Origin of the sequence: Acetohalobium arabaticum DSM 5501 (assembly GCF_000144695.1) — a bacterium.
Taxonomy (GTDB): Bacteria; Bacillota; Halanaerobiia; order Halobacteroidales; family Acetohalobiaceae; genus Acetohalobium; species Acetohalobium arabaticum.
In genome coordinates, this window is record NC_014378.1 from 1,311,930 (window position 1) to 1,325,620 (window position 13,691).

Consider the following 13,691-nt stretch of genomic DNA (forward strand, 5'->3'; position numbering starts at 1 on the left):
TTTGTTTTCTTGCTTATCCAAAGACATGCACCTGTTCTTCAAGTTGATACTGATCATATTTATCTACTTCGACAACTTTATTCTCTTCAATTGACTCTAAAACAGCCATTACCGTCTTTAGATCACCATACTCCATCTGCGGCGGTACAGAAATTGCTTCCTGTCCAGTCAAGCTGTTATAAAAATCTAATAATTCATTATAGAAACCGCGTTCCGGCTGATAAGGAATTTCCTCTCTAGTACCATCATTATAAGCAACATTAATTACTCCAGCTTTACTTTCTTCTAGATAGATCATACCTTCAGTACCGAAGATTCTAGTCCCTACTAAAGGACGCTGCATCTCTTTTCCACTGGGAAAATAAGAGAATTGGCCAACAATACCATTCTTAAACTTTAGATTAATATTAGTTGATAAATACGGATTAAAATCGTCATCCTGAGGCTTACCTACAGCATAGAGACTTTCGATTGGTCCAAAAATATGGCGGATACCGGCTAAATTATGAATGGCTGAATCTAAAATTCTTCCCCCAGGATAATCCGGATGCTGACGCCACTCTTTAGCAGCAAATTTATTACCTAACATATCCTCAGAAAAATCGGTTATCTTATTGCTGATAAAGTAGACTACATCGCCAATTTTTTGTTCACGAATTAGATCCCGAATAATATTATTCTCTTCATTGTAGCGATAATTTTCAGCAATCATAATCTGAATTCTATGTCTATCAGCTAAATGGGAGTACTCTTCTGCTTCTTCTAAGCTAGTAGCTAACGGCTTCTCACAGATAATATTAATACCCATTTCAGCTACATCTTCAGAGATAGGAAAGTTTTCAGGAATCGGTACAATAATATCTACTGCATCTAATTCTTCCTGATTAATCATTTCATTATAGTCCTGATAGGCCTTTTCCTGTCCGATACCAACCATCTCTGTAGCTTTACGAGCCTTATCAAAATCTACATCACAACAAGCAGTTACTTTATATTTATCCTGTAATTCTTGAAAGGCCGGATAATGCAGACGTTCCCAGGCCATGCCACAGCCGATAATACCTACTTTAATCTGTTCCATTTTGATAAAATTCCTCCTTATTCTTCAGTTTTGGGAGCAACTTCATCTGCCCGTAAAAAATATTATAGATTTCATACTTATTATTAACACCATAGTTTTTTATATTAAGGAAATAAGTACTAAATAAAATAGATAAAACCAGGGAATCACCCTGGTTTACTACAACTAAGATTATTCTATTGATTTAACTTTCTTATTATATTAAATACTTTAGCCCAATCACCTTCATCTAAAGCATTATAATCTTCAACTATAACTCCTAAACTATCTGTAAGTTCGATCTTTCTACCACTGATCACTCCTTCATTCCCTGCTAAAAATGACCACCGTCTACCACCTATGATTTCACAGAAGTAAAGTCTAATATTATAATTTTTATTCAACCACTCTGCAATCTGATATAAATTCTCTTTAAGCGTATTATTTCCATCGATTAATGTCTGTAATCGTTTAGATATAGAGATCTCGTTCACCATTTTTTATCCTTTCATAATAATTTTTAAACTCATTCAGCAGATTATTTTCAGTGAAAAAAGAGTCATTTTCAATCTCTTCTAATTCTTGAGCAATTACTTTTTCGCCGGCTTTCTTTGTTTCTTCAGATGCAAAATCATCTAACCACTCTCTGAATGTTAAAACAGCATTCAGTTTACAGAACTTTCCTTCGACTCCCTCCTGTAATAGATTCATGATTTTATCTCCGGTTCTACCACAGCGATAGCCAGCAGTACAGAAAGAAGTAATCATGCCCATTTCAGCAAACTCTTTAATTACTGTATCCAAATCTCTTGTATCACCTAGTATGAACTGTTGACGTTTCTTCTCCTGTTCTGTATACTCCTCACTATATGCTCCAATACCTATTCTAGTTGAAGCATCAGTCTGAGTACAGCCTAACTGCATAGCCTCCCGCCTTATTTCAGGAGTTTCACGAGCAGTTACAATTAAGCCAGTATATGGTACTGCTAACCTAAGTACAGTTATTAACTTTTTAAATTCCTCATCTTCAACTTTATATTTAGAGTTTTGAGTATAAGGTGAACCATCTGCTTCCATCAAACGAGGAAAAGAAATAGTATGTGGCCCAACGCCATTAAACTGCCTTTCCAAATCAATTGCATGGTATAATAGGCCCATTACTTCAAACTTCCAATCATAAAGGCCAAATAATGCTCCAATGGCTACATCATCAATCCCTGCCTCCATAGCCCTATGTAGAGCATACAGCCTCCAGCGGTAATTAGACTTTGGTCCTGATGGATGTAATTTTTGATAAGTTTCGTGGTGATAAGTCTCCTGGAACACCTGATAAGTACCAACTCCTACATCCCACAGCTTCTTTAAATCCTCTATCTCCATTGGCGCAGCATTTATATTCACCCGCCGCAGCGAACCATAGCCATGCTTAGTCTCCACTTTAACATCATAGATTGCTTCCATGGATTCAGCAATATAATCAGCATCTGAAGCAGGATGTTCACCATAAACAACAATACTCCTTTTATGCCCCATCTTTACTAAATTACGAGCCTCTTCTTTAACCTTTTTCATATTTAAAACTTTTCGCGTTTCATTAGTATTATCCTTTCTAAATCCACAGTAAACACAATTATTAACACAGAGATTACTACAATATAAAGGAGCAAAGGTCACCACCCGGTTATCATAGACTTTCTTCTTTACTTCTAGTGCCGCTTCTTTCATCTCATTTAAAAGTTCCTCATCTTCAACATTAAGTAATGCAGCTGTCTCTTCCGGCTCGAGCCGTTCTATTTCTAATGATTTCTGAATAATTTCCCTAATCCATTTAGGATCCGGATCTCTGTGTTCTTCTAATTGTTGTTCTATTAAGTTATCATCTATAAAGTCATCCCCATCAATTAAATACCGATCAATCTCATCCTGTTTAATTACATTAGCTGCCCACTCAGCTGGATTAATACTACCCATAATAAATTTAACCTCCTAATAATACTATACTAAGTGTATATTTTCGCAAATAAAAAAGACTTACCCCAAAGGATAAGCCGCCAATTACCAGCCGTATTACCTCTGTATGATCAGGCCCCCCCTTTCATCAAGAGTATATTAGCCGCAAACAGCAGTTTTTCCTTCTAAATTAGGATTTCTCCCTATCTATCAGGAAATAAAACAGCTATTTGCCAAATATTATTTTTTAGTCTCCATTAGCTTATCACATTTTTATTATATCTGTTTTTAAATATTATATCAACAAAAATTTCTAATTTTCACAAATTATATTTTTGTGTCGACAATTACAACGAAAAACTACTCTTGATTAGGTCTGATATTTAAAATTTATTCAATCAAAAATAGCTTTATGATAATCTTTTCTTCTAGCTTCAAAGCAACTCCTTATCTGTTCTTTGGTATTTCTACCTAATGAAAGAGGGGGAAGATCAGTAACCGAAAAGAAACCTGAATCTGAAGTTTCAATATTCTTTTCAAATTCTCCACTTAAAAATTCACATTCTACAAAGATTTTATACATTCCAAAAGGAAAAGACTTTTTATGATGCTTTCTACGATCTAAAATAGATATTATCCGTTGAGGTTTAATCTTCACTCCAGCTTCCTCCTGAGCCTCTTTAATTAAATTTTCCTTTAGTGAATAACCAACATCAGCCCAACCGCCAGGTAGTGACCAGCGCCCATCAACTTTCTCCTTTACTAATAAGATTTTATCATCTTTAAAGACTGCTGCCCGAACATCAATCTTAGGTGTTGGATAACCAGCATCCTCCATAAATAATTCACTTATTTCTTCCTTTTTAAGTTCAGTCTGATCTTTAATTATGCTACTGCTTATCTCTCTAATCTCTTCAAATCTTTCGCGATCATACTTATTTTCTGAATAAGTCAGTCCCGCTTGAGCAATTGCCTGTAGTCTTTTAGCATACTCTAACCATTTTGGTTCTTTTGACATTATATTTCCTCCAGTTTAAAATTATTGAATTCATTATTATAATTTATAGCCTACTTTATCCATTCAAGTCTCTATAGAACATATATTCAATATACTCTTAAACTTTACCTTCATAATTTGGACATCAACTATAACTCTATTAATTGGTATATTTATAATTAATAATGTAAATCCTAGATTATAAGTTTTGGAAGATACTTATTAAACTAGTCATTGCAATAACCAAGGAGGTAGAATGAAAATTGAAATTAAATCAACTAATAAATGATAAAATTGCTAGAGGAATAATAGCCGGTATAATTGCAGGAATAATAATGGAGATAATAAATTATCCTTTATATAAACTAGAACTTTTAACACTGCGACCAATAGATTTTTCTATAATGATAATTAAACATCATGGAGCTAAAACTATGCTTGATATAGTAACCGGATTTGTAAACCACCTCTTCTTTGCTTCAACATCAGGCATAATTCTATCCTATATTCTATCCTATTCTAATTATCGACTGCCGCTTTTAAAAGGAATGGGAATCGGACTAGGTACAAATATTATGCTATTAGTCATGGCTTCCTTCTTCAAAATCAAAGCTGTAACTAATCTTCCTACCCGTACTATTCTGGCTTTAAATATCAGTGCCGCTACAGCCTTTGGACTTACTGCCGGATATATATTGAATTATTTCCATAAACGATTTGATTTAGCATTAAAATAAGAATTATATTGATATATTGTTGCAGTTTAGAGTTGATATCTTGCAAACGCTCCGAAAATCAGCCCTAGTCAATCAGCAATAAACTAATCTTAGAGATACGATTTAAAGGATCTACTTTATATGTTAATTATTTTCTCTTATGGGGCTGCTTTAAGTTGCTTTTTGAAATATATCAACTAATTGTGCAAAAATTATCCGAGGGAAGCGTTTAAAACCAGATTAATGAAAATTCTGTGCTGTAATTGCAATGTAATACCGTAAATAGACAATATATGCTTATAGCAATTCCCATTAGTGATAATCACCAATTTATTCTATTATCAATAGTCAATATGTGTCCAGAGCGACTCTTAAAACAGCCCGGAGCCACGACGGCGAGAGGGCTGTTTTTGAGAGCGAATGAGGCAGGACGCCGAATGAGCGGCAAGCGGCGGATACATATTAACTATCCCTGCAATTTCATGAAAGAAACTATATTAGCTACAAGTGGAAAGTAACACAATATATCAATATAGTTGCAATGTATTAACTTTATTCATATTCTATACCTCCCACACTTATACCAAATTTTATATTCTTGAAGTGAACGTTAAAGATTTTCCAGTCAATAGTTAATTATTAACTGAGTTATATTAAATATGGGAGGTATTAGATTGACAAAACAGAAAAAAACAATGATAATTCTCACTATTGCTTTTTTAATGATCCAAACTTTAACATTAATAGATATGGCCAAAGACATAAAGCAGGATCATACTTTTGAATTATTTATTATTACTGCTTTTTTTATCAGCTATACCTTTATTGAACTGAAATATAATTTGCATTTAAGTAATTACATCAGAGGACTCATAATCCTAACCTTAATCAGCCATATGCAGTTTGGACAATATCTAAACTTCTATACTAAGTTTTTTTACTTTGATATTATATTACATATCTTTGGCACATACAGCTTCACGCTCTTTACCTATTCATTACTAAATAAAACAGTCTCCAAGCCTTCATTGGCAAAGAATCGAGAACTTATCTTGATTGTTCTACTCGGAATCAGCTTAGGGACACTTTTCGAAATTATTAAATTCTTAATTGATATAATCTTTACTCCAAAGATTCCAGCCCAAACCGGACTTATCGATACTAATTTGGATATGATTGCCAATATAGTTGGAGCTGTAATTGCCGCTGTTCATCTGGCTAACACAGACCTTATTCGGGAATCCCAAAAGCACAAGGAGTAATCTGGCACTTACCACAAACATCAAAGGAACCATCATACTCTTTGAGTTTTGCTTGGAATATTTCATTATTCTTTAATAAAACTTCATAACATAAATGTCTATCGAATCTCTCTTTCGTCAATGCTCCTTTCGGACAGCGATCAACACAGACACCACAACTACCATCGCGATAATATAGACAGGGAGTCTCCTTAAATTCAGCTGAAGGAGTTACATACTGATCCATTACTAAACTACCGTATCTTCCAGCACTTCCCTGCTCAGTAATCAACATCCGATTTAGACCAAAATCTCCTAAACCGCAGATTTTAGCTATACTCCGATGCGACCAGAAGCTAATTAATCTTTCTTCATCAAAATTATGAGTAGCACTCTGCCAGCCAACTTCTATGCTTTCTTTAGCCAATTTTTTCTGTAGTTTAAAACAGATTTTACTAATTAATTCATTAGTCTCATGATAAGCAATCCCCCACTTCAAGGCACATTCCTTTTGGTGCTGGTTTGCTTCTATTACTTCCCTGGCAAAGGGGATAAAAAAAGATATAACAGTCTCAGCTCCAGACAAAATATCACTAGGTAATTTATGTTCTGCAGCGATTACCTCCTCTAACTTCTTGAAATCATTATCATCAGCATCTGCAAACCCAACAAGCGGCTGGCGATACTCAGTCTTAGTATCACTATTACTTACTGTTTTCTTAATAACTTTTGTAATTAATTCTTTTATCATTACAGTCCCCCCCTAAAATTAACTTAATCCAATAAATCAGCAATAGTTAATTCTTTTAATTCTGATTTCATATTCTCCTTAATTAAATTATACACCTTTTCCACTTCACTATTGGCAAAAATATCCTCTATTCCTACTTGATGATTAAAAATCTGCACCTGAAGTATTCTCCAGATCGAAATATCATCTAGCGGCAGTGAATTTCCAATTCCCCCAGCAAAATGTCTTTTCTATTCTAGCCAGCATAAAGATAATAATTACCACCAGTGAAGCAAAACTAATAACTCCTAGCTGATTAATATCATGAACATATCTCTCTAAGACATTGATTAAAGTCTGGCCAGTACCTGTAGCTAAGTTATTAAGAATTACTTCCTGAAAAAAATTAATTATCCGTTCCATCTTACCAAATAAATCAGCAAACATGAAATCACTTCCCTAATCTATAACAATTTAATTTTATAAATCATTTTCTGCAGTCTCCCTAGCCATAATATCACATAACTCATTTTCAAAATGATCTGCATGAGCCTTAACCCATTCCAGTTCGATATACTTTCCTTTCGTTAATTCATCAAACTTCTTCCAGTAGTCAATATGCTTAACCTGCTCTCCATTTACCGTCTGCCAATCATTTAGTCGCCAGTTAATTATCCATTCAGCTAAGCCCTTCCTTACATATTGACTATCAGTAACTATCCTTATTCTTTCACGATTCTCTAATAGTTCTACTCCTTTAATAGCAGCCAATAACTCTATTAAGTTACTATTCTTAACATCTACTCTTTCTGTATAATATTCATATTCTCCAGCTTCATCTTTAATAATTACAGCATAGGCTCCATTATCCAACTCCTCTAAAAAACTACCATCAGTATATACCTTGGGTATTCTATTAGATTCATAATTCTCCCGCGTATAACTCTCTATTTCCGCTTCCCTCTTATCAACTACCATTAATCTTTCCTTATCATTGAACCCAGAAACATCTTTTTTAGTTCTCAGACAGAATTTAAGCTCAAATCCTACATAGTAGGTATCCATCCTTTTAGTATGGAGCATCTTTCTTAACTGATACTCCTTTTCCTTTAATAAACTACTTAGCTTATTATCCCCACAGAATCTTAATTCCTTACTTTCCGGATTAAACCAAAAGGAAGCACTCTTATCTTTTTGTGATACTTTAATTTTATAGTCATCTCCTAGTTGGGATATTATCTCCATTCCAAAGACAAGCATTTCCATCCTTTCCACCCCGTTTTAATTTCCTCTATCGCTCCAATATAATGCTTTTTCTACTCTTTCATTAATTGGAGGATGAGAAGCCTTAAATAAAAGCTCATACCAGTTATATTCCAGTTTGGCTAGACTATCATCTGCTAACTTAGCAAAGGCTGTAGCTAAATCATGTGGATTATCAATCAGTTCCAAGGCAAAATTATCAGCCTTTCTTTCAGTCTGACGGCTAAAGATTAACTCTAAAGGACTTATCAACCAATTCAAAATTCCCAACATTAAAAAGAAGAGCGGTAAACTTATAATACTATATGCTTCCATATAACCAAATAATCCAGTTAACGGCTGCCAGAATTTTGAAACTAAAAAGACAGTAATTAGCAGACTCAAAGCTTCTACAGCCAATAATTCAAACATATCTCCATTGGCATGATGTCCAACTTCATGGGCCAATACTGCTTCAATTTCATCATTTGTATATCTATCTTGCAGATTATCGCCTAAAATGATCTTTCTAGTCTTTCCCATGCCTATTACTGCCGCATTGGCTGAATTCATCTTTGAACTTAGGTTGAATTCATAGATATCGGCTACTTCAACGCCTGCTCGAGCAAAAAGCTCCATCAATCTCTCCCGTAGAGAAGACTCAGGATAAGGCGTTAACTCAAAAAAGAGCGGTAATAAAACAACAGGAAAAACAAAATTAATTACTAGAATAAAGAATATTCCTCCTATACTAAAAGGCAGCCACCATCTATCAGGATACCAGATAGTAATAGTCAAGAACACCCGACCTGCTATATATAAAAAGAAATTAGTTAAGATAAATACCTTTACTTTATCAATCAGCCATTCTTTTGGTGTCTGATTAGAAAGCTCATAGGTTCGATTCAACCTGTAGCTGAGCAGATAATCAAAAATCCAGTTATAGATTGAATACAGAAAAGTAATTCCTAACAGAAAGCCAATTAATTTCAGATCAAAATTACCAATCATATCAGCTATAAAGTGATAAAGCCTTACTTCCAGAGAAAGTCCAAAAAATATTCCCCAGAAAAGAACCCTCAAGACTATTTCATACTTATTATAACGATCTTTGATTCTATTATATTCTTTAGCCAATCTCCGCCGCTTGGGGTCATACAGTTCTTCCATTTTGATTATCCCTTCCTCTCTAAACTATTATTACTTCACTCCACGATAAAAATGACCTGTAGTATAACCTTTCTGATTCATTCTATTCTTTAAAGTAGGAGAATCAAAATCCCTATTATCAAATTTAGCTCGATAGGCCTGAAGAATCTCAATCGCCTCCTCTTTATCCTCTCTAACAAAGTCAAGACGATAGCTCTGGCAGCCTGATTGCATAATCTCCGATAGGTAATCAAGTACATAAAGCGGCTGACTGTTATAGATAGTAACAATACAATTATCAGGATCAGTTTCAATCGGTGCTGCCATTCCTTTCCGATCCAATAATCCATAATCTCCTTGCAGACACTCCTGATTACAGCACCGTTCAGAATTAAATTCAGTCACTACACCGCCGATGGGACAGTATTCAGTAATCATCATCGGCAGATGTCCATAAACAATAATCTCCTTATCAATATTATTATATTCAGTCAAATCTTTGATCTCATTTAAAGTAAGCTCCGGAGACAGTACTACACCCTTATACTCTTCTAGCTGCCAGTGACTAACGCTGTAACTATTAAAGATATTCAACGGATAATCAGCAATTAACTTCTTTTCTGTCCCTTGTAGTAAATAAGCTATCCCCAGTTGTGGTACAAGATAGCCATCGACCTGACTCTCTTCTAAGCTATCAATCTTTTCTTTGACTTCTTTCATTCTATCCTGACGGGCAATCTGAGGCAGCTTAATAAAGAATTCAGTATCATAATCTCTAGCTTGCTGAACCCAATCATCAACTTGATCTAGTTCCAACTGTTGACTGTCACAATAGACTCTATCTACTCCTACCTCTAATATATCCTCTAAATAATCAATTTCTTTAAGATAAACAGTTAATTCCACTTTCTCTTTTCTCTCAGCAGTCTCTAGCCCAAAATCTTTCTGATTTATTCTACCACTGCGTTCAGAAGATAAAAACTGCTTACTTCTCTTTAGATTCAACTCTTCGACCGCTCTGCGGCGTAACTCATTTATCTTAGAAATAGGTATAAATAGATTATCATCGATATCTAACTCTAGACTGCCAAACTCATAAGGAGTATTGCCTAATTTATTTAACTGTTCGCGCAGGTCATCTTCAGTAACCGGCTGATTCTCTGCTTCTTCACATACAAAGTCTCCAGTCACTGATAGATAATGGCCTGCATCTTCCCAGACCTTAAGTTCCATTGGTTCTCCTAACTTAGCCGTTAAGTGGCCGAAAATCTCTATCTTCTTGATAGTATCAGGTAATTGATAAGTCTTTTGTAATCTTGTTAATAACTCTTCATCCGATGTGCGGTAGACAGAGTCACCGGCTCTAATCCTACCATCAATCTCAATTTTAATTATATCTTCACTAATCTCTTCAAATTCCGACAGAATAGCTCCTGGATTCTTATCCTCTCCAGTCCAGATCTCAATTCCATCGCCTACATCAAGCTCTTTATTTAACTTAATCTTACATTCTCCACTTCGATTATCATATTCAATAACCTCACCTATTTTAACTCCCCAGTTCTTTGGGCGCTGATGGCTGATTAAATCTAAATCATCTTTCCCTAAATAATAGCCAGGAATAAACCCACCGCGGTTAAAAATTTGAGTTATCTCTTCTAAATCATCTTCATTTACTTCATAATTCTTTTCTCTATTCTCTACATAATCATCAATATATCTGTGGTACTTCTCAGTTACTAAAGCAGTATACTCCGGCCGTTTCATTCTCCCTTCTATCTTAAAAGAAGCAATACCAGCATCTATTAAGTTAGGTAAAATCTCTAATGTATTAATATCCTTAGGACTGAGCAGATGGCTCTCAGCAAACTCTTTTTCAATAATTTCTCTAGTATCAAGATCAATTAAAGTATACGGCAGCCGACAGGGTTGAGCACAGCGGCCGCGGTTGCCGCTCCGCCCTCCAATCAGACTGCTCATTAAACACTGTCCTGAATAAGAAATGCATAATGCCCCATGGACAAAGGTTTCCACTTCTAACTGAGTTCCTTCTATAATCTCTTCTATCTCTGCTAATGATAATTCTCGGGCCAGTATAACCCGTGAAAAACCTAACTCCTCTAAGTATTTAGCTCCCTCTAGATTATGAACAGTCATCTGTGTGCTGGCATGTAATTCTAAATCAGGGATAGCTTCATTTATCAACCTAGCTGCTCCCAGATCCTGAATAATAACTCCATCCACTCCATATCTATAGATCTGTTCTATAAATTCTAATACCTCTTTTATCTCTTGATCTTTATATAAAGTATTGACAGTTACATAAACTCTAACCCCTCGGATATGGGCATATTCAAAAACTTCTTTTAATTCTTCTATACTAAAATTTTCAGCCCGCTTGCGGGCATTAAAAGACTTTCCTCCTAGATAAATAGCATCACAGCCATTCTGTACAGCAGCATATAGACTTTTGCGATTACCGACTGGCGCCAGCAATTCTGGTTTATCTATTTGATAATCATACATGATTCAATTATTAACTCCTTTCTACTATTTAGCATTACCAATTAGTATTATAAGTACCATTCTTCATTTTATTCCATTTTTAAACCAATTGCAATCGAATTTATAGTTTATCTTATCTCCGTTTCATCTTCTCACAGTTAAATGTATCCTGGCATATTATAAAACATACTAAAACTATAGAAAGGTGGCTTATATCTAATGAGTAAATTCAATCCTGATAAATTATCTGTTGAATACCGTCAAGGAATAACTCCTACCAATCCAGTTATTCCAAGACGATATACATTAACCCATTCTGATGAAACAGGAGAGCTATTCTTAACTATCGGATATGAGTATGCCTATGACATGATTAATCCCACGCGGGATGAAGTTATAGGAGAATGGAATTATGATACTAATTATATCTTTCAGGCAACAGTTTATGTAGGTGGTAATAACCGAGAAGAAGTAGATAGACGGAATAGAATCTTCATTCAAGAACTGCCTCTCGCTCTAAAAGCAATTCGCTATGGAGATAGAAAGCTCTTTCAAACTCATCCTGATTTAGATAAAGCATCAATATATATTTACTTTAGGTCAGTCTATTCCGAATATAATCGCACAGAATACTGGGGATCCTTCTCTGATTATAAATAACAACGTAAAAAATAGGATTTAAAATTAAAGACCCTGAAATATTTCAGGGTCTTGTTAATATCATTATTCCTCTTCTTTCTTCCGGACTCTACCGTCGGTGTTGAAATTTCATCAGCTCAGCCTCCAGCATTTAAGCATTGGCTCGTGGACTATAACCATCGGTCTGTGGAATTAGAGATTTAATCTAAATCTCCTCACCATACCCTGAAGAGTTAACTATTAAATTAATGACAAGTGAAAAACATAACTTTACCCAATAATCTTCAAAATTTTATTAAGCAAACAATTCTAATGCTTTAGAAGCAACTCGCTCACCAAAAATCTCAGCTCGTTCCTGTTGATCTTCATCACCATCTTGAATACAGACAGCACCATAATGAGTATAAGGCTTACCTTCTGCTGCACCTCCAGAATAGATAACCATTCCCCTGACTAACATATGACCGATCATAGTCAACAAAGCCATATCTGCTCCACCACCTAAATAATTCTCCGTTGCAAATACAGCTCCTAACTTTCCGCTTAGATCATAATCCATCTCTGTATCAAACCACTTCTTTGTCTGCCAGGAAAAGTTAGCTAGATAAGTAGGAGTACCGAAGATAACTGCTTCAGCTTCCTCTACAAATTCATCATCAAGCTCCTCAATCCCCATAGTTTTGGCTTCAACATTATCAACTTCATTGGCTCCTTGGGCAACTATCTCGGCGACTCTTTCTGTGTTTCCTGTTTCACTATGATACAAAACAGCTAATTTCATTAATATTACCTCCTGTAGATTAATTTATAATTCACTTCCATATACCAACATTTTAAATAATACCAAGAATATAAATTTAAAGCGTTGGATAACATAAATCTAAAGCATAAAGAAAGGAGATAAAATGGATTATTACTGGTTAATTCAAAGTACAGCTTACTGGAGTTTAACTTTATTCATTGTGCCATATAAATATATTAAACGGTTATTCCCCTTTGGTTTTTTAGGCGGCTTTATCTATACCTGGATAGTCCAATATACTGCAGTCCAGATTCTTAATCTCTGGCGTTATACACCAACATTCCTTACTATCTATGATATCCCTTTCTTCTTCGTAATAAGCTGGTTTGGAGTAACTTTACTCTATGGATATTTTCTCATTAATTATTCTAAATATCAGGTTTATGTCATAACCTTCTTTGTTTCATGGACCACATTTACTAATTACTTTGCTAACCAAGCAGGAGTCTTTGCAATGACCAATTGGAGTCTATCTCTAACATTAATGTTTGCTGTATTCAGCCATATCTTTCTTCTATATCTACTCAAATTGATGAATGGAGTTGAAGATATAGGAACTAAAAAAGACATGCTTAATCTAAAAGATAATGATAAGTGAACTACTCGGCATTGAAATACCGAGCTTCATGGTCGCCTGCTTTTATGGGAGTTACCCGTAAT

The 13,691-nt window shown here is 34.9% G+C and carries 15 protein-coding genes and 1 riboswitch; of the genes, 4 read left to right on the forward strand and 11 right to left on the reverse strand.

Going from position 1 to position 13,691, the window contains the following annotated elements; genetic code table 11:
* Positions 1-13: 13 nt before the first annotated feature.
* From acear_RS06390 to acear_RS06405, 4 genes are all read right to left on the reverse strand, one after another.
* Complete coding sequence (locus acear_RS06390; protein ID WP_013278194.1) at positions 14-1,081, reverse strand: Gfo/Idh/MocA family protein; 1,068 nt, start codon at positions 1,079-1,081, stop codon at positions 14-16.
* 176 nt (positions 1,082-1,257) lie between these two features.
* Positions 1,258-1,557 carry a hypothetical protein gene (locus acear_RS06395; protein WP_013278195.1) on the reverse strand — a complete coding sequence of 100 codons (300 nt, stop codon included), beginning with the start codon at positions 1,555-1,557 and terminating at the stop codon, positions 1,258-1,260.
* Positions 1,532-3,031 (reverse strand): [FeFe] hydrogenase H-cluster radical SAM maturase HydG, encoded by a 1,500-nt coding sequence (gene hydG, locus acear_RS06400; RefSeq protein WP_013278196.1) that lies wholly within the window; start codon positions 3,029-3,031, stop codon positions 1,532-1,534. Before hydG ends, acear_RS06395 begins: the two co-directional genes overlap by 26 nt.
* A 373-nt stretch (positions 3,032-3,404) precedes the next feature.
* Positions 3,405-4,028 (reverse strand): NUDIX hydrolase N-terminal domain-containing protein, encoded by a 624-nt coding sequence (locus tag acear_RS06405; RefSeq protein WP_013278197.1) that lies wholly within the window; start codon positions 4,026-4,028, stop codon positions 3,405-3,407.
* Between the two features lie 242 nt (positions 4,029-4,270).
* On the opposite strand from acear_RS06405, the gene acear_RS06410 reads away from it, so the two are divergent.
* Positions 4,271-4,744, forward strand: coding sequence for a hypothetical protein (locus acear_RS06410; protein WP_013278198.1), 474 nt, complete (start codon positions 4,271-4,273; stop codon positions 4,742-4,744).
* 653 nt (positions 4,745-5,397) lie between these two features.
* Positions 5,398-5,985, forward strand: a complete 588-nt coding sequence (locus tag acear_RS06415; protein ID WP_013278199.1) for a DUF2238 domain-containing protein — start codon at positions 5,398-5,400, stop codon at positions 5,983-5,985.
* On the opposite strand, the gene acear_RS06420 is transcribed toward acear_RS06415, so the two are convergent.
* The 6 genes from acear_RS06420 to acear_RS06440 are packed head-to-tail and all read right to left on the reverse strand — an operon-like array spanning position 5,954 to position 11,611.
* Positions 5,954-6,715, reverse strand: a complete 762-nt coding sequence (locus acear_RS06420) for an epoxyqueuosine reductase (protein ID WP_013278200.1) — start codon at positions 6,713-6,715, stop codon at positions 5,954-5,956. The two genes, acear_RS06415 and acear_RS06420, sit on opposite strands and share 32 nt — an antisense overlap.
* 23 nt (positions 6,716-6,738) lie before the next feature.
* Complete coding sequence (locus tag acear_RS12945; RefSeq protein ID WP_013278201.1) at positions 6,739-6,873, reverse strand: hypothetical protein; 135 nt, start codon at positions 6,871-6,873, stop codon at positions 6,739-6,741.
* A gap of 25 nt (positions 6,874-6,898) precedes the next feature.
* Complete coding sequence (locus tag acear_RS06425; RefSeq protein WP_013278202.1) at positions 6,899-7,141, reverse strand: hypothetical protein; 243 nt, start codon at positions 7,139-7,141, stop codon at positions 6,899-6,901.
* A gap of 33 nt (positions 7,142-7,174) precedes the next feature.
* Positions 7,175-7,960: a ribonuclease H family protein gene (locus acear_RS06430; RefSeq protein WP_013278203.1), complete on the reverse strand. Its 786-nt coding sequence runs from the start codon at positions 7,958-7,960 to the stop codon at positions 7,175-7,177.
* A gap of 15 nt (positions 7,961-7,975) precedes the next feature.
* Positions 7,976-9,106 (reverse strand): M48 family metalloprotease, encoded by a 1,131-nt coding sequence (locus acear_RS06435; protein ID WP_013278204.1) that lies wholly within the window; start codon positions 9,104-9,106, stop codon positions 7,976-7,978.
* A gap of 30 nt (positions 9,107-9,136) precedes the next feature.
* Positions 9,137-11,611, reverse strand: a complete 2,475-nt coding sequence (locus acear_RS06440) for a U32 family peptidase (RefSeq protein WP_013278205.1) — start codon at positions 11,609-11,611, stop codon at positions 9,137-9,139.
* Between the two features lie 198 nt (positions 11,612-11,809).
* On the opposite strand from acear_RS06440, the gene acear_RS06445 reads away from it, so the two are divergent.
* Entirely contained in the window at positions 11,810-12,250 is a 441-nt protein-coding gene (locus acear_RS06445; RefSeq protein WP_013278206.1) for a staygreen family protein, read from the forward strand.
* Between the two features lie 65 nt (positions 12,251-12,315).
* Positions 12,316-12,466: riboswitch (FMN riboswitch) on the reverse strand.
* A 58-nt stretch (positions 12,467-12,524) separates the two neighbouring features.
* Here acear_RS06445 and acear_RS06450 read toward each other — a convergent pair.
* A complete protein-coding gene (locus acear_RS06450; protein ID WP_013278207.1) occupies positions 12,525-13,010 on the reverse strand; it encodes a flavodoxin family protein in 486 nt (161 codons plus the stop codon).
* Between the two features lie 124 nt (positions 13,011-13,134).
* On the opposite strand from acear_RS06450, the gene acear_RS06455 reads away from it, so the two are divergent.
* A complete protein-coding gene (locus acear_RS06455) occupies positions 13,135-13,629 on the forward strand; it encodes a hypothetical protein (protein ID WP_013278208.1) in 495 nt (164 codons plus the stop codon).
* Positions 13,630-13,691: the final 62 nt, after the last annotated feature.